This is a genomic window from Thermoactinomyces sp. CICC 10521 (genome assembly GCF_016055135.1).
Taxonomy (GTDB): domain Bacteria; phylum Bacillota; class Bacilli; order Thermoactinomycetales; family Thermoactinomycetaceae; genus Thermoactinomyces_A; species Thermoactinomyces_A daqus.
The window spans coordinates 80,057-95,287 of sequence record NZ_JAECVZ010000011.1; the positions used below are offsets into that span (position 1 = coordinate 80,057).

Consider the following 15,231-nt stretch of genomic DNA (forward strand, 5'->3'; position numbering starts at 1 on the left):
TCAGAAAGTGAATAAATCGAGGCCGCCCGTGACGGGAAGGCCGATCCCCGTGATGTAGCTCGCATAATCGGAGGCCAGGAATACGACAGCGTGAGCGATATCTTCCGGCTTACCGGGTCTTTTCAGTGCTGTTCGCCCAATCATGCGCTCACGGAGGTCGGGCTTGGTCATTTGAAACGATTCAGTATTGATGATGCCCGGAACAATCGCGTTAACGGTGATCTCATAGCGTGCTCCCTCCAGGGCAAGGGTCCGCGTAAGCCCCAAAATGCCCGCCTTGGTCGTGGCATAGCTCGATTGCCCAAAGCCCCCCATGATGCCGGTGATCGAAGCCATGTTGATGATCCGGCCCCCTTTTTGTTCCTGCATGTAAGGCCACACAGCCTTGCAGCAGTTATAGGTGCCGGTCAAATTGATCTGCAAATCCCGCTCCCAAAATGCATCGTTTTGATGTTCGAGACGCGCTGTATGATCGACCGTTGCCGCATTGTTTACCAAAATATCGATTCGCCCGAACTGTTCGATGACTTTGGCCATGACGGATTTGACTTCTTCCCGGTTGGTCACATCCATGCGAAACGCGGCGGACCGGCGTCCCATCGCACAAATTTCCTTAGCTGTCGACCGGGTGTAGATCTGCTTCGATTGTGCCATGATCTGCGCCAATGGTCCCATTTTCTCCGTTGTCTCTTCCAGATTGCCGTCTTCCTCCAACAGAATGTCGGTCACGATCACATCGGCACCGGCTTTGGCCAGCATCAAGGCATCCATCCGGCCCAAGCCGCGGGAAGCCCCTGTGACAAGGGCCACTTTTCCGGCCAGGGGTAAATTCATCTTTTTTCCTCCCCCTTTTTTTGAATTTCGATGGCAACAGCTGCTTCATCCTTGTCCAGGTTCCATTCGCTTACCCCGGTATCCCCGTAAAGCTGATCGAGCAGCGCTTCATACTTTTCTTCAACCCGTTTGGCCCGCACTTTCAAGGTGGGGGTGAGTTCTTCCGCTTCAATGGTCCATTCCCGGGAAAGAATGATTGCTTTTTTCGGCTGTTCATGAGGAGGGAAGGGGGAAATGGCTTGCTTGATCTCGCTCCGGATCAGGTTTTTGACGGGGGGTTGCCGGATCAGACGGGATGCAGGACCCGCCGGTAAGCGATTTTGCCCGGCCCATTCCGATAATACTTGGAAATCCGGGACGATAAGAGCGGTTACATATTTGCGCCGGTGGCCGACCAGAACAGATTGTTCGATATACCGGCTTTGGTTGATGGCGTTTTCAACAGGTTGCGGAGCCACATTTTTTCCGGTGGTTAAAATGAGAAGGCGTTTTTTTCGATCGATGACACGCAGATAGCCCTCTTCATCAAGTTCACCCAGATCGCCTGTGTGCAGCCACTCCCCGCTTAATTGGGCTGCGGTGGCTCCTTCATTCTGATAATACCCTTGCATCACATTGGGTCCGCGGACCAGAATTTCACCGTCCGCAGCGATTTTGACTTCGAGATTGGGGAGCGGTTTGCCCACGGTGCCAATTTTGACCCGCGCCATCGGGTTGGCGGAAATGACCGGAGAAGTTTCTGTCAATCCGTACCCTTCCAGAACTGGGATATTCACAGCCCAGAAGAAGCGTGCGATTTCGGGATTAAGAGGGGCTCCGCCGGAAATCAGACCGCGAAGCCGGCCGCCAAACGCAGCTTTGATTTTCCGAAATACCAGCCGTTCGGCGATGTTCCATTGCCAGCGGAGTTTGAGTGGCCATTGATGAAGGAGCAGTTGATCCAGCGGCATCTGTGAATAGTAGTCATAGCGTTTTAAGCCAACGTTGACGGCCCAGTTTGCAATCTTTCTCCTTAAGGAGGTACCTGCAAGGATTTGGCTTTGAATGCGGGCATACACTTTTTCAAACAGCAGAGGGACACTGGTCATGACTGTCGGTTTGATTTCCAATAAATTTTCCGGAATTTTCTCGATGCTCTCGGCATAAGCGATCGTGGCTCCGACGGATAATGGCATGAAGTGTCCGGCCATCCGCTCAAACACATGGGAGAGCGGAAGATAGGAAAGCAGGCGGTCATCGGCGCGGGCTTCCAAACACCAGAATTGAACGCCTTCGATATTGGACAAAAAGTTTCCGTGGGTCAGCATGACGCCTTTCGGTTCACCGGTCGTTCCCGATGTGTGGATAATGGTGGCGAGATCGCTGCGCTTCAGCTGCCGCCATGTCTGTTCCCAATCAGGGAGAGGGTGTTCCCGGCCGAGATTGGTCAGTTTTTTCAGGGTCAGGCTCATCCCCGATTTTTCATCTGTTTCATCGGGTTGCATGATTATCGCGAGGATGTCTGCGCCGGCTTCCGTTACTTTGGCAAGCTGTTTTCCATTTTGCACGGCGATCGCTTTACAGTCGCTTTGGCGCAAAATCCAACCCACCTGTCCGGCGGGAAGGGTGGGGTAGATGGGAACGGTAACCGCTCCCAGACTGCAAATGGCGAAATCGAAAACCGCCCACTTCGGATTGTTTTCAGAGAGGATGGCCACTTTATCATCGCGGCCGATCCCCAGATGTGCCAGACCGGAGGCAACCAGTCGGATTTCCTCCCAAAACTGGCGGTAGGTGATTGGTTCATAACAATCGGTTTTTTTCCATAAGAAAGCAGCTTTATCCGGGTAACGCTCAACGGATTGACACAGCATTTCCACCAAATTATTTGGTTTCATCGCGATCACCCCGGAAGAATTACTGTTGGGCCCGGACGGATTATGACAGGTATTGGCTCGGATCATACTGGCGCAAAATGTTTTCCAATTTCAGCGCCAGTCCGATATTTCCCTTCACTTTCAATTTGCCGGTCATGAAAGCGGCTGTTCCGCTGAGATTTCCCAACAGCAGTTCTTTGAAATTGTCGACGCTCATCTGCAAAATGCAATCAGCCTTGGCTGAAGCTCCTTTTTCGACTTTGGCTGTACCGTTGTTCAGATGAAGCTGGTAGGTTCCGCCATCATCCCCTGACAGATCAAACTGGTAAACCACGTTCAGATCCTGCACGGGCTTGGGATTGTCTTTTAAAGCCTTTTCGACCAATTGGAAAATTTCATCCACAGAAATCGCTTTTGTCATATGGATTCTCCTTTCATTTTTGGAAAATGCAGCGCTTTCCGTTTACAAACCGGCTGCAATCGTTCTTTTTTGGATTTGCGTCGTCCCTTCGTAGATCGATAAAATTTTGGCGTCCCGCATCCATTTTTCGACGGGATGATCCCGCATGTAGCCGTATCCGCCGAGGATCTGGACAGCATTGGTGGTCACTTCCATTGCAACCTCTGCCGCAAATGCTTTGGCCATGCTTCCTTCCACCACACATGACTCTCCCAGATCGGCCAATTCCGCTGCTCTCCAAGTTAACAGGCGCGCTGCGTCGATTTTGGTTTTCATATCAGCCAGCATGAATGAAATGGCCTGGTTTTTGATGATGGGACGACCGAATTGCACACGTTGTTTCGCGTAATCAAGCGCATACTCGTAGGCGGCGCGGGCAACGCCGACCGCAGCTGCGGCAACAGCCGGGCGGGAGTACTCCAGCATCTTAAGAGCGCCAAAATATGCCATGTTTTCCTCGCCGAGCAAGTGGTCAAGCGGGACGCGCACATCTTCCAGAATGACATCGCCCGTATGGGAGGCCCGGATGCCCATTTTGCGTTCTTTTTTGCCTCCCGAAAGGCCCGGTGTGTCTCCCGGAACGATAAATGCAGATACGCCTTGAAATCCTGCCGCGGGGTCGGTTTTCGCGAACACGACATAGAGATCGGCAATCCCGCCGTTGGTGATAAAACATTTGCGCCCGTTGATCACCCAATGATCTCCGTCGCGGACCGCTTTTGTCTGAATCGCTTTCACATCCGATCCGGCGTTTGGTTCTGTCAGTGCCATTGCTCCGAGGCGGGGGTGATCCGGATCACACAGGTAGGAGATCCATTTCCGTTTTTGCTCTTCATTTCCCATATAGTAGATCGGCAACCCGGCCAGGCCGACGGCGGAAAGGGAAGTGGCGATACCGGCGCAACCCCAGAACAGCTCTTCGCCGATCAGGCAGGCGGCCATGACGCTGGTAAGACCGCCTCCGCCGTATTCCTCCGGGGCGGCATAACTGGTCAGGCCCACTTTTGCTGCTTTTTTAAGGACTTCCATCGGAAATTCCTCTTTTTCGTCGTATTCTGCGGCTACGGGACGAATCTCTTTTTCAGCAAACCCGTGGGCCCATTTGCGCAATGCTTCCTGTTCGTCGGAAAGCCTGAAGCATAATCCTGATGTCGAGGGGGGGTTTTCCGGCATATCGATCCCTCCTTAATACTGATACGTATCGGTACTCTGCGTTAAGCCTTCAACAGGGACAGATTGACAAAAGAGCCGACTACGATCCGATTGAGCAAGCGGGCGAGCGCATCGATTTCCACGCTCTTTTCGGAGGAAAACAGGTTTTGCACAACCACTTCGTTAATCGCTCCGACCATCGCTTGGGATATGATGCGGATTTCCTCTTTGGAGAGAGATTCCGTGACCACGCCTTGCACCGTTTGAAAAATCTGCCCGGCAAAGATCTGGTGAGCTTCGCGCCGCACCTTTTCCACCGTCCGGCTGATTCCCACGGATTCCACCAGCAGCAATTTGGCGGCCCGGGATTGGCTGATGCAGATTTCGAGATAACGGCGGATTCCGGCGTACGCTTTATAAGTGATTTTTTCTTCCCGCTCTACCGCGTCTGCAATTTCTGCGATGATTTCTTCGGCCAGTTGTTTAAAGAGGTGGACGAGCAGTTCTTCTTTACTGTTAAAATGCTGGTAAAACGTCGTTTTTGAAACGCGGGCCAGTTCGACCACTTCAAGAATCGTCGTGTTTTTGTACCCTTGTGAAGTGAACAGTTCAAGAGCGGCAAACAAGATTTTGTCCCGTGCTTCAAGCGGCATTTCCTGCAAAAATAACAAGTTCATCATTCCATTCAGATCAGTATGAGTACCAATTGGTACTCTGGAACAATTATATTTTACAACATAATAGAATGCTAATTCAATATTTTTTGTCAATTTTATTTAAAATGAATTGCTTTCTTTGCGCTGGTATTCTACATATAAAAGATTGATTTTTTTAGAATTAAACGAATACAATACAAAATAGAGGGAGTATTCCATCATTTTGGCTTTAACGAATCCGTAGGAGGATGATACATGAAATTAATCCCTCGCATCGACAGCATTTTGATGAGAAGGCGTGAAGAAGGATGGAAGATCGCGGGGAAGAAACCGAGTCAGACTTCATTGGCGAGGGCGCTGGGAGTGCGCAAGCAACAAGTCTCTTTATGGGCTCGTGGAGGGGCGATCCCAAGGCCGGAGACGATTTTTCATATGGCCTTGCTCTTGGGGGTAAAGCCGGACGAGCTTTATGAGTTTGTTGCGCCGACCGAAGCAGAGCAAAAACGCCTGATTGAAGAATTTGATAAAAAGGAAAAGGAAGATATTTTGCGCCGTAAGGAAAATAAAATCAAGGAATTGCGGGAAAAAGGATTTACTGAGGAAGCCATTTACGAACAGATCCGGATTATGGGATTGACGAAATATGACCGGGGATAATGGATCCTGTTTCTTTCATCTGTGCAAAACCAACCACCTTCCTGATGCGGGGTGGTTGGTTTTGCTTTGTTGTTCCATTCTTAAAATAAGATGCTTGCTCCGACGGCAAGGAGATAAATTCCGGTGGCTGCGGCCAGCCCCAACAGCCAGGGCAGGATGGGCCGATCAAGCAGGACGGCGCGAATGGCCAGCACGGTAAAAATGAGAATAGAGAGGAGAACCAGGAGATAGAGTACGCTAAAAAACATGAAAATACCCCTCTGCTAATGACTTTTTCTGTGAAAGTGCCGTAGGACGGGGCGATGGGCATCCTTCGCTCTTTGCGTTTCGGATGGTTGCCCGGTGCTCCCGCACGACCCTCACCATTTTGCTGAGTTTCACCCCCAGATCGTGCCGACATGATGTCAGGGCAGCAGACTCAGTAGCAGCAGCTTTTCATTCAGCTCGTGCAATTCAGCGATCGAGGTGGTTGTTAATTTGCCAATGGCGTTGATGGTTCTGTTTTCCTGGTCAGTCTGGCTGGCCATCGACTGGGTGAGCGGGTCCAATTCCTGATTGGCCGAGGAAATTGACCGGAGCCGTTCAAGAACTTCGGAGGTATCTTTGTTTAACTGGTCCAGCCCGGAGATGATTTTCTGCTCGCTGTTGTTGATACTGGCAACGCTTTGATTCATCCGGATCAGCAAATGATGGGTGGTTTCCAGTTTATGATTCATCTCACCGATGGTGGAGGCGCTTTCTTCCAACGGTTTTAGCTGTTCATTTGTTTGCTGTGTCAGCCGGTGAGAGACGGTGATGTTTTGGGACACCTCTTCCATCAACCGGTTTGTTTCCTTCTGATTGTCAATCTGCTGCCAAGTGCCGTATCCGAAGAGGGCGAACAAGGTCAAATTGACGATGAGCCAGGTGATTTTCACTTGTGATTTCCCCCCTTATGGCAACAAAAAGTCCAAGAGACCTTTCTTGTCTTTTTCTTCAGTTTGCCCCTGTTTCGATCGCTCCGTGCCGGAAATGATTTGTTTCGGCAGCCCGGTGACACCATTGACGATTTTCTTCACGGGTGATGGCTCCCCGCCGGTGGGAGGTTCCTGTTGCGTGCCCCTTGGAAATGGAAGATGAATTCCGATGAGCCGTTGCAAGCTGTCAAGCAAGCTGGTGATATGGCCCAGGAAGCGAAAGTTTTTCTCCGATTGGCTGAGTTCGGCCAGAAGCTGGTCCAACAGGCCATTTACCTGATTGCTGTTTTCACCGATCTGACCGGTGGTGTTCGCTACATCCTGAAGATGGGAGATGGTGGAATTCATTTGGCCTGAGATGGCGGAAGCCGTGGAAGCGACATTGCTCGTTATTTGATAGGTATCGGCCTGACGGGACAAAATTTGTTCCATTTTCTCACGGGCGGAGATGTTCCCGTCCAATTGTTTGCCCAATTCTGTTTGAATGGATCCGCTGGTTGCGATTTGCGCGTCCAGCAAGCGCTTTTGATCATCCAGAGCGGACAGTGATTGGCCTGCTTTCTCCACCTGTCCCTTCAACTTGTCTGTTTCGCTGATCATATCGTCAGTCAAAGTAACCAATTGGCTGGTGATGGAAAAAATATTCATATTGGATAAAGCCGGCAGAACGATTCGGTCGCTCCAGGAGGCCAAGGTGGGAATGAACAGGATAAAGATGAGCAATCCGAATGCAACCAGCAAGAGCCGCCATTTCAGCAAGAGGTTTTTCCAAAAGCCTTGCACTGGTGTTTCCCTCCCAGCCGCGGAATCAGTTTGGTTTTTTCATTGATCTCGTGTAGCTGATCGTTAATCTCACGTTGAATATCCTCCATCATTGAAAGGGAAGAGATGACTTGACGATTGCTGTTTTGCATGGATTGAAGCGCCTTTGTACTAAGATTGACCGAATTGAGGATGCTTTCCAGCGATTTTGTCGTCGCTGCCGTGTTGCGGTCGATGGAGGCCACATGGCTGGCAATCGAGGCAACCACGTAATCTAACCGGGCAAGTTGCGCCTTCAGCCCGTTGGTATTGGATTCCACTTGAGAGATTTTAAGATTTAACGCCGCTGTTTTCTTGTTGATCGTCCGGATTTGAGCAAGCTGTTGATTCATGGTCTTTGATTTGGCCGCTGATTGTTCCAGTTTTTCCTTCAGTTGGTTCGATTTTGCGGCGATTCTGTCCTGAATGGCCAGTTGCAGCCAGGTATTCCCGACCAGAACAATGAGAAGCATGCAAATGATGGCAGAGAAACTGGAGGCGATTTTGGTCACGGCAATTTCACCCCCGGCGTTTTTTGGTTCAGTTCTCTTGTTGAATGATAGATATCGTTCAAATGCTGCTCATCTTTTTTGGCGGTGGCCGCCAATTGTTTCAAAAGTTGATCGAGATCGGACAGATATGGGGCTAACGCCGACATTGACGAATCGACGGCGGAAATTTGAGTCCCGGCGTTTTTTGATGACTTTTCCATCTGTTCATTAAGGGCTAAACTGCCGCTGTTGTACCGGACGACTTCGGTTAAAAGGGCAAGGGTTTCTCCGGTCTTGCCGATCACTTGATCCAGATTTTGATCCAGCTTGTTCAGGGTGTTGCTCATTTGTCCCAGTTCTTCATTTTTTCGGATGATGCTGGCCTGAACCTGATTCAGTTTTTGAATTGATTCCAGATTGTCTTCCAGACTTGCTTCGATTTTTTTCATTTGCTGGGTCATCGTGATGGAATTGATTAAAAGACCGCTTAACACCAAAATAGCCAAAATTTTGAGAAACTTCAAAGTTCGCCCTCCTTTACGGCATAGAACGGTTGACCTTCTCGGCTTTATCGGCAGCCTGTTTTAATTTTTGTTCCAACAGGTCGTTCTGTTTGAGGACTTCCGCCAATTTGGATCGGGTGGAGGTGGTGACCGATTTCAAGTCTGCCGCTTGATCCACTTGCTTTTGTCCTGAATTGGAGATCAGCTCCATCTGTGTGGACAACTGTTTGCTCAAACGGTTCAGGTTTTGGCTTAAAGTCACTTGTTGGCCGGTAACCCGGCGGATCTCCTCCAGCGTGGTTCCCTGCTTTCGGACGCCTTGGTTCACTTCAATCAACTCCTGACTGACTGTTTGGGTTTTGCCCGATTGTGCGTCCAGCTGAAGCAGTCCGTTGTAAATATCCTTGTTGAGCAGCCCCAGTGTTTTTGTCTTTTCATTGATCTCCTTCAACATTCCGTTCAGGTCAAACTTTTTCAACTGCCCGGGGGTGAAACTTTCCGGATGGGTGAAGATGTAAATTCCCGGTACAGCAACCAACAAGATCGGGACGAGTGCCGTCACCGCTTTGCGCTTTAGACTCACAAGATCACCGCCTTTTTTACGTTCAACTGTCAAACTCGGATTTTTCGCGCAGAAGTTTGCTCATCATTTTTTCCAGGACGCCGGCGAGTTCGACCGGGGATGGAAGTTCTTCTTCCAAAAGGGAGCGGATCACGATTTGGTTGATCGCTCCCACCATGGCATGGGAGAGAATCCATTGTTCTTTTGTCAGCCGATGGCAAGTGAGGGAAGATAACTCCCTTTGGAAGATGGAAGCGAATTGATCAATTACCGCTTGCCTCTTTTTTTCAAGTGAAGGAACCAATCCCACAGTATCCACCATTAACAATTTTGCCGCATCCCGGTGAGTAAAACAGGTATCGATATAGGTTTTGATGGCTTGAAAGGTGCGTTTGGAAGTGGGAGGAACTGAGCGGAGAACATCTTCCACTTTTCGGATGAGTGCAGTTGACAGCAAGTCGAACAGATGGATTAAAATGGATTCTTTGTTTTTGTAATGTTTGTAAAAGGTCGACTTCGAAGTGCGGGCGTTTGCCACGATCATGCTGACGGAGGTGGACGGGTAACCGCTCTTTGAAAACGCTGCCAAAGAGGCGGACAAAAGACGGTATTGCTGATTGGACAATGGAAAATCCTCTTGCAAAAGAGAGAAGAGCGGTAACATGGCTTGCATAATCACCCCTCCATCATTTGGTACGCTGACGTACTCTCTTTAATTATAATGGAAAGTATGAATAATATAAATAATATTAAGAATAATATTACGAAATGTTGGGCGGAAGAATATTTTAACTTTCGATGAATCCATGTGAAGATAGTCGGAAAACGCAAGGTAAAGAAAAAACGGGATCTTCCGTTGCCGCCAGCAAAGAAAGAACCCCGTTTGTTTCAGCCGCATCATCTTATGCATTTATTGATTTTGAAGCCGGTTATTCCGTTTTCGGACAAACTGGTAACTGATGGCCAGAATGCCGAACCAGACCGGTGCGACATACAAAGCAATCCGCGTATCCGGACTAAATGCCAGCAGGACGGCCACCATCACGAGGAACAGGATGGCAATCCAGTTGGTGACGGGATAACCCGGCATTTTGAAGGAATCGTTCTTTGTTTGTTTGCTTTTCCGGTATTTGAGATGCGCATAAACGATTACTCCCCAAACCCACAGGGCCCCGATCGTTGCCACACTCGTGATGTAGGTGAAGGCCTGCTTGGGAATGAAATAGTTAAGCAAAACGCCGATCAACAGAACGATAAATGAGGCGGTAATCCCGCGGGCGGGAACTTTTCGCTTGCTCACTTCCTTAAAGGTGCCGGGAGCCTGGTTTTGATGGGCCAGCGTATAGAGCATGCGCCCGGTGCTGAACATGCCGCTGTTGCATGACGACAAAGCCGCCGTCAGCACGACAAAGTTGATGATCCCGGCAGCTGCGGGAATTCCGATTTTCGCGAAGGTGAGGACGAACGGGCTTGTCTTTCCGTCAAGCTGATCCCACGGATACAGGGACATGATGATGACCAATGCTCCGATATAGAAAATCAGAATTCTCCATAAGATCTTATTGATGGCCGAAGGCAAGGTTTTCTCCGGATCGCTGGCTTCACCGGCCGTCACTCCGACCAGCTCCACACCCAGAAAGGCAAACATCACCATCTGGAGGGCAAACATGACTCCACTGAATCCATGCGGCATAAATCCGCCGTGGGTCCAGAGATTTGAAAATCCGACCGCTTGCCCCTGGTTGCCCCAGCCGGTTGTGATGATCACGAGGCCGATGACGATCAGTGCGATGATCGTCACGATTTTGATAAGGGCAAACCAGAACTCGATTTCACCGAACAGCTTGACCGCTATGAGATTGACGAGGTAAACGGCGATCAGCGCGATCAGAGCCGGCAGCCATTGGGGAACAGACGGGAACCAGTAGCGCACATAAACACCCACGGCCGTGATTTCCGCCATACCGGTAACCACCCACATGAACCAATAGGTCCAGCCGGTGATAAAACCGGCCCAAGGCCCGATATATTGCGTTGCATAAGTGCTGAATGAACCTGTGACAGGCTGATCCAAAGCAAGCTCTCCCAATGCGCGCATTATGAGAAAAATGATGATTCCTCCCAATACATAGGAGAGGATCAAGGCAGGTCCCGCGGCTTGAATTGCTTGAGCCGAACCCAAAAACAAACCTACTCCGATCGCTCCTCCGATGGCGATCAATTGAATATGCCGATCGCTTAATCCCCTCGACAGGTGTTCTTTTTGATTTGTTGACTTCATATTTGGCCCCCTTGCAATTATTCGCCTAGACGCATTTTCATTAAATCAATAATAAAGAACCAACTCTATATTACTGAAGAGGTGATAGCGTTTTCAAGTTCAAGAATGTTCTTATTAATGAAAATGATGTCGAAAATCCCCTTTTGAACAGGGGACAAGCGGCCGGGACGAAGCCGCTCTCCCGGTTTATTTAACTGCATACATGCCATTAATCGAATAATGGATTGCGCAATGCACCTGATTTAACGGGATGAAGTTGCTTTTTTCAGCATTTCGATTTCTTCATCCGATAATTCCCTGTATTCGCCCGGTTCCAGATCCGGATCGAGGCTTAAGGGGCCCATTGCAATCCGTTTGAGGAACTTGACCCGTTTGCCTACAGCTTCAAACATGCGCTTAACCTGATGATATTTCCCTTCATAAATGGTTACTTCCACTTCGGAGACCGGACCGGAATTGAGAATGCGGAGTTGGCCGGGCAAGGTTTCATATCCATCGTCAAGCGTAATTCCGCTTGCAAATGCTTCGCGATCCGCCTCGGTAACTGCTCCCTCAACCAAAGCATAGTAGACTTTGGGAACGTGTTTCTTCGGAGACAGAAGCTGGTGCGAAAGTTTTCCGTCATTGGTCAAAAGGATTAACCCTTCTGTGTCCTTATCCAGCCTGCCGACCGGGAAAGGATCGAAAACGCGATGTTCGGGCTCGAGCAGATCGCTGATCACCTCATTGAAGCGGTCTTCGGTGGCGGAAATGACTCCCTGCGGCTTATTCATCATTAAATAGATATGTTCCCGATAGAGAATCGGGATCCCGTCCACAGTCAGTTCATCCTGGTCAGGATAGACATGGATGCCCGGGTCGTTTGCAGTGATTCCGTTGAGGCGGATCCGTCCGGCCCTGACCAGTTTTTTGATCTCTTTGCGTGTTCCGATGCCCATATGAGCCAATATTTTATCCAAACGCTGGCTTTTTTGTGTTCCCATCTTTTGTTACACTCACTTTCCGTTAAGTTCAAATGACATCATAGCACAAGAGAGGGAAAAAGATAATGAAAATGCCTGATTTTATCAATAAGAAAAACTAGTTTGCAATACAAACGAGAAATTTTCAGATCGGGAAGCCACAGGCGGAGTTGATGGATGAACAGAATGGCGGGTGCGAATAAGATCAGAAAACACCGATGTATTTTCAGTCAAACCCGGAGATGAAAAGAAAGGCGGAAGAGAGGGGATGGAAAAAAGTTTGATTTCATATTTGAAGGGGAATGATAAAATTCGTCATTACCCTCAAGTTTTATCCACTTGTCTGTTTTCTATTCTGGGTATATAAAATATAAAGACAGAACTGGTTATTTTTTATTTACATAGACCGGTATCGTCTTAACTTAATGGAGGTGTCAACATGGAGAAAGTGATTGTATTGGGAACGGGACCTGCTGGTCTGACCGCGGCGATTTATCTGGCACGGGCTAATATGGAACCTTTGGTGGTGGAAGGTCCGGAGCCTGGCGGACAGTTGACGACCACAACAGAAGTTGAAAACTTTCCGGGATTCCCTGATGGCATCATGGGACCGGAACTGATGGACAACATGCGCAAACAGGCGGAGCGTTTCGGGGCCAAATTCAAGCGCGGATGGGTACAAAAAGTTGATTTGTCCGGTCGCCCGTTTAAGCTTTATATCGGGGAATCCGAGGTTCTGGAAACGGAAGCCCTCATCATTTCCACAGGTGCTTCGGCGAAATTGCTGGGGATCCCGGGAGAAAAAGAGAATATCGGCATGGGTGTGAGCACTTGTGCCACATGCGACGGGTTCTTCTTCCGCGGAAAGAAAATCGTCGTGGTAGGCGGCGGGGATTCGGCGATGGAAGAAGCAACATTCCTGACGAGGTTTGCCACCGAGGTGACGATTGTCCATCGTCGCAATGAGTTGCGCGCATCGAAAATCATGCAGGAACGTGCACGTGAAAACGAAAAAATCAAATGGTGCCTGAATCGCACACCGGTTGAAGTGATCCGAGGGGAAAACGGCGTAACCGGCCTTAAAGTGAAGAATAATGAAACCAACGAGGAAGAGATTCTGGAAACGGACGGTATTTTTGTTGCCATCGGCCATAAGCCGAACACCGACTTTTTAAGCGGACAATTGGAAATGGATGAATTGGGCTATATCAAGGTACAGCCGGGTTCCACCCGAACAAGTGTCGAAGGGGTATTCGCTTGCGGGGATGTACAGGATCGTGTTTACCGTCAAGCAATTACAGCAGCGGGAAGCGGATGTATGGCTGCCCTTGATTGCGAACGTTTCCTCGAAGGAAGCACGACACAGGATTGGAGCAAAACATTGTAATACAGAATGAGGCAACCCCGGAGAGCAACCGGGGTTGTTTTTTATTCGGGGCGAACGGCGATCCAGACTGACCAGCGATCCCTGTCCGTGACAGGGGTTTCGGTACCGACTTTTGCCGCGATATACCGGATGAGTTCCTCTATCTCCCCGTCAGTCAATTCATGCAAAATCGACCGGCCTGAACGGTTTCGCATTTCATCGGCAAACTGCTCAAATGTTGCATAGGTTTTTCGGGTTTCCCATAATGACTTGGAAACAATCCCGGTAAAACCGGTTTGCAGCAAAGCCTGAACCACTTTGTCATGGTTATGTCTCCTGTCTTTTTCAATTTGCTGCAAGCGGGGGAATTTTTCGAAAAAATAGCCGCGGAGATGATCGGGACTTCCCGGAAGATGGCAATCTGCGACTGTGCGGTTTTGCGTAATGATGATTCCACCGGGTTTGAGAATCCGATAAACTTCCCGGAAATATGCCGGCAAATCGCGGAGATGATGGATTAAAGCGCGTGAAAAGACAAGATCAAACGAGCAATCTTGCAATCCGGTTGCATAGGCATCTCCTTTGCGAAATTCAATTTCCTTATGTTCCGATTTCGCCACTGACAGCATTGCCTCTGAAGAGTCAATGCCGACAACACTTTTGGCGCCGAGATTTAATAATTCGCTGGTGTAGATTCCTCCGCCGCAACCGATATCCACTACCCGTTTTCCATGCCAGGAGATCTCTTGCTCCATGAAGCGGATCCAGGCCGGATCGATGTTCCGGTTGGCATACGTAAAACGGTTCGCGCGATCGTGAAAATTGATCGGCATCCGATATGCTCCTCTCTGGTTTCATATAGTGAAACTTTGTTTCTTTTTTTATTATAACATACCAAAACGATGGTTGTAAGATGCATGAAGCGTAATTTTACAGGCGGATGATGAGCGGGGGATTTTGGAGCTTGTTCACCTGTTTTGGCCAAAGAAGCATTCGCGGGAATGTCGATGTCCCTTGATCGAAGCGCACGGGGGAGAGACCGGGGGGCAGCGTTCCGGTGAAAGGGATGACCATTCGCCTGACATTTCCACTGGCAGGGGATCAACGGGTTTTCGGGTTCTTAATATTCAGTCTGAAACTCCGAGCAGATGTTTTTTCTTGAGCGGTGGTAAGGGAGAAAGGATGGAATACAAAACATGAAGGCGGAAGAGGGAGGTTCAATGGTTCCCCTTCCGCCTTCCCGAGAGATTACGCGGGAGCATGCCGGTTGCTCTTTTTATGTTTTTATTGCCATAAAACGAAATTTCACAAATCGAATTCTGGAGATCAGGTGACTGTTTCGCTGGAAATATTGATGATCACGCTTCCGATCAATATCAAAATAATGCCGGCCAGTTGGTGAGGTTGAATTTTTTCATCCCAGATATAGTAACCGATCAGAATCATTCCGACGGTTCCGAGCCCGGACCAGACGGCATAGGCCACACCCAAAGGAATGTGGCGCAGACTGAGAGTAAAAAGATAACTTGCGGCAACATATCCGATTATGACAATCAGTGTCGGGAGCAAACGCCTGAACCCGTTTGACTCCTTGAGGGCGGTTGTCGCGATGATTTCAAGAAGGATTGCAGAGATGAGTAATATAAACGGTTTCATTATCCCACCCCAAAACGAATTGAAAAACCAGTGACGAC

At 49.2% G+C, this 15,231-nt stretch carries 18 protein-coding genes; 2 read left to right on the plus strand and 16 right to left on the minus strand.

The genetic code is table 11. The features are described 5' to 3' along the window. From I8U17_RS09775 to I8U17_RS09795, 5 genes are read right to left on the minus strand one after another with little or no spacing between them, the layout of a single operon-like run. On the minus strand, positions 1-834 hold the full coding sequence (locus I8U17_RS09775) for an SDR family NAD(P)-dependent oxidoreductase (protein ID WP_198054914.1): 834 nt from the start codon (positions 832-834) through the stop codon (positions 1-3). Then, entirely contained in the window at positions 831-2,711 is a 1,881-nt protein-coding gene (locus I8U17_RS09780) for an AMP-dependent synthetase/ligase (protein ID WP_198054913.1), read from the minus strand. Before I8U17_RS09780 ends, I8U17_RS09775 begins: the two co-directional genes overlap by 4 nt. Positions 2,712-2,751: 40 nt before the next feature. Then, positions 2,752-3,111, minus strand: coding sequence for an SCP2 sterol-binding domain-containing protein (locus I8U17_RS09785; protein ID WP_033101537.1), 360 nt, complete (start codon positions 3,109-3,111; stop codon positions 2,752-2,754). Positions 3,112-3,153: 42 nt separating this feature from the next. Further along, a complete protein-coding gene (locus I8U17_RS09790) occupies positions 3,154-4,323 on the minus strand; it encodes an acyl-CoA dehydrogenase family protein (protein WP_198054912.1) in 1,170 nt (389 codons plus the stop codon). A 41-nt stretch (positions 4,324-4,364) separates the two neighbouring features. After that, positions 4,365-4,979 (minus strand): TetR/AcrR family transcriptional regulator, encoded by a 615-nt coding sequence (locus tag I8U17_RS09795; RefSeq protein WP_160173872.1) that lies wholly within the window; start codon positions 4,977-4,979, stop codon positions 4,365-4,367. A gap of 234 nt (positions 4,980-5,213) precedes the next feature. Here I8U17_RS09795 and I8U17_RS09800 point away from each other — a divergent pair, with 234 nt between their 5' ends. Next, complete coding sequence (locus tag I8U17_RS09800) at positions 5,214-5,615, plus strand: helix-turn-helix transcriptional regulator (RefSeq protein ID WP_198054911.1); 402 nt, start codon at positions 5,214-5,216, stop codon at positions 5,613-5,615. An 80-nt stretch (positions 5,616-5,695) separates the two neighbouring features. Here I8U17_RS09800 and I8U17_RS09805 read toward each other — a convergent pair whose 3' ends face one another. The 9 genes from I8U17_RS09805 to I8U17_RS09845 all read right to left on the minus strand — a co-directional run bounded on the left by I8U17_RS09805 (position 5,696) and on the right by I8U17_RS09845 (position 12,192). After that, positions 5,696-5,863 (minus strand): hypothetical protein, encoded by a 168-nt coding sequence (locus I8U17_RS09805; RefSeq protein ID WP_160173873.1) that lies wholly within the window; start codon positions 5,861-5,863, stop codon positions 5,696-5,698. Positions 5,864-6,019: 156 nt separating this feature from the next. Next, positions 6,020-6,532 (minus strand): hypothetical protein, encoded by a 513-nt coding sequence (locus I8U17_RS09810; RefSeq protein WP_198054910.1) that lies wholly within the window; start codon positions 6,530-6,532, stop codon positions 6,020-6,022. A 15-nt stretch (positions 6,533-6,547) separates the two neighbouring features. Further along, positions 6,548-7,354, minus strand: a complete 807-nt coding sequence (locus tag I8U17_RS09815; protein WP_198054909.1) for a hypothetical protein — start codon at positions 7,352-7,354, stop codon at positions 6,548-6,550. Continuing rightward, positions 7,324-7,884 carry a hypothetical protein gene (locus tag I8U17_RS09820; protein WP_198054908.1) on the minus strand — a complete coding sequence of 187 codons (561 nt, stop codon included), beginning with the start codon at positions 7,882-7,884 and terminating at the stop codon, positions 7,324-7,326. Before I8U17_RS09820 ends, I8U17_RS09815 begins: the two co-directional genes overlap by 31 nt. Beyond that, positions 7,881-8,387 (minus strand): hypothetical protein, encoded by a 507-nt coding sequence (locus I8U17_RS09825; protein WP_033101544.1) that lies wholly within the window; start codon positions 8,385-8,387, stop codon positions 7,881-7,883. The genes I8U17_RS09820 and I8U17_RS09825 overlap by 4 nt, the downstream gene beginning before the upstream one ends. A 13-nt stretch (positions 8,388-8,400) precedes the next feature. After that, positions 8,401-8,949, minus strand: coding sequence for a hypothetical protein (locus I8U17_RS09830; RefSeq protein ID WP_198059336.1), 549 nt, complete (start codon positions 8,947-8,949; stop codon positions 8,401-8,403). Between the two features lie 22 nt (positions 8,950-8,971). Continuing rightward, on the minus strand, positions 8,972-9,601 hold the full coding sequence (locus tag I8U17_RS09835) for a TetR/AcrR family transcriptional regulator (RefSeq protein WP_033101546.1): 630 nt from the start codon (positions 9,599-9,601) through the stop codon (positions 8,972-8,974). A 237-nt stretch (positions 9,602-9,838) separates the two neighbouring features. Continuing rightward, positions 9,839-11,209 (minus strand): amino acid permease, encoded by a 1,371-nt coding sequence (locus tag I8U17_RS09840; protein WP_198054906.1) that lies wholly within the window; start codon positions 11,207-11,209, stop codon positions 9,839-9,841. A 242-nt stretch (positions 11,210-11,451) separates the two neighbouring features. After that, complete coding sequence (locus I8U17_RS09845; RefSeq protein WP_198059337.1) at positions 11,452-12,192, minus strand: pseudouridine synthase; 741 nt, start codon at positions 12,190-12,192, stop codon at positions 11,452-11,454. 418 nt (positions 12,193-12,610) lie between these two features. Here I8U17_RS09845 and trxB point away from each other — a divergent pair, with 418 nt between their 5' ends. After that, positions 12,611-13,558 carry a thioredoxin-disulfide reductase gene (gene trxB, locus I8U17_RS09850; RefSeq protein ID WP_198054904.1) on the plus strand — a complete coding sequence of 316 codons (948 nt, stop codon included), beginning with the start codon at positions 12,611-12,613 and terminating at the stop codon, positions 13,556-13,558. Positions 13,559-13,599: 41 nt separating this feature from the next. Here the strand turns inward: trxB and I8U17_RS09855 are convergent, their stop codons facing one another. Both I8U17_RS09855 and I8U17_RS09860 read right to left on the minus strand, forming a co-directional pair. Next, entirely contained in the window at positions 13,600-14,370 is a 771-nt protein-coding gene (locus I8U17_RS09855) for a class I SAM-dependent methyltransferase (protein WP_198059338.1), read from the minus strand. A 493-nt stretch (positions 14,371-14,863) separates the two neighbouring features. Then, positions 14,864-15,193, minus strand: a complete 330-nt coding sequence (locus I8U17_RS09860; protein ID WP_033101551.1) for a DMT family transporter — start codon at positions 15,191-15,193, stop codon at positions 14,864-14,866. Positions 15,194-15,231 lie beyond the last annotated feature (38 nt).

What these genes read in the sequence shown, in the direction of transcription:
- I8U17_RS09840 (WP_198054906.1), bottom strand. Translation starts at nt 11,209, where the DNA reads ATGAAGTCAACAAATCAAAAAGAACACCTGTCGAGGGGATTAAGCGAT.
- I8U17_RS09780 (WP_198054913.1), bottom strand. Translation starts at nt 2,711, where the DNA reads ATGAAACCAAATAATTTGGTGGAAATGCTGTGTCAATCCGTTGAGCGT.
- trxB (WP_198054904.1), top strand. Translation starts at nt 12,611, where the DNA reads ATGGAGAAAGTGATTGTATTGGGAACGGGACCTGCTGGTCTGACCGCG.
- I8U17_RS09775 (WP_198054914.1), bottom strand. Translation starts at nt 834, where the DNA reads ATGAATTTACCCCTGGCCGGAAAAGTGGCCCTTGTCACAGGGGCTTCC.
- I8U17_RS09860 (WP_033101551.1), bottom strand. Translation starts at nt 15,193, where the DNA reads ATGAAACCGTTTATATTACTCATCTCTGCAATCCTTCTTGAAATCATC.
- I8U17_RS09785 (WP_033101537.1), bottom strand. Translation starts at nt 3,111, where the DNA reads ATGACAAAAGCGATTTCTGTGGATGAAATTTTCCAATTGGTCGAAAAG.
- I8U17_RS09845 (WP_198059337.1), bottom strand. Translation starts at nt 12,192, where the DNA reads ATGGGAACACAAAAAAGCCAGCGTTTGGATAAAATATTGGCTCATATG.
- I8U17_RS09790 (WP_198054912.1), bottom strand. Translation starts at nt 4,323, where the DNA reads ATGCCGGAAAACCCCCCCTCGACATCAGGATTATGCTTCAGGCTTTCC.
- I8U17_RS09795 (WP_160173872.1), bottom strand. Translation starts at nt 4,979, where the DNA reads ATGAACTTGTTATTTTTGCAGGAAATGCCGCTTGAAGCACGGGACAAA.
- I8U17_RS09855 (WP_198059338.1), bottom strand. Translation starts at nt 14,370, where the DNA reads ATGCCGATCAATTTTCACGATCGCGCGAACCGTTTTACGTATGCCAAC.
- I8U17_RS09835 (WP_033101546.1), bottom strand. Translation starts at nt 9,601, where the DNA reads ATGCAAGCCATGTTACCGCTCTTCTCTCTTTTGCAAGAGGATTTTCCA.
- I8U17_RS09800 (WP_198054911.1), top strand. Translation starts at nt 5,214, where the DNA reads ATGAAATTAATCCCTCGCATCGACAGCATTTTGATGAGAAGGCGTGAA.
- I8U17_RS09805 (WP_160173873.1), bottom strand. Translation starts at nt 5,863, where the DNA reads ATGTTTTTTAGCGTACTCTATCTCCTGGTTCTCCTCTCTATTCTCATT.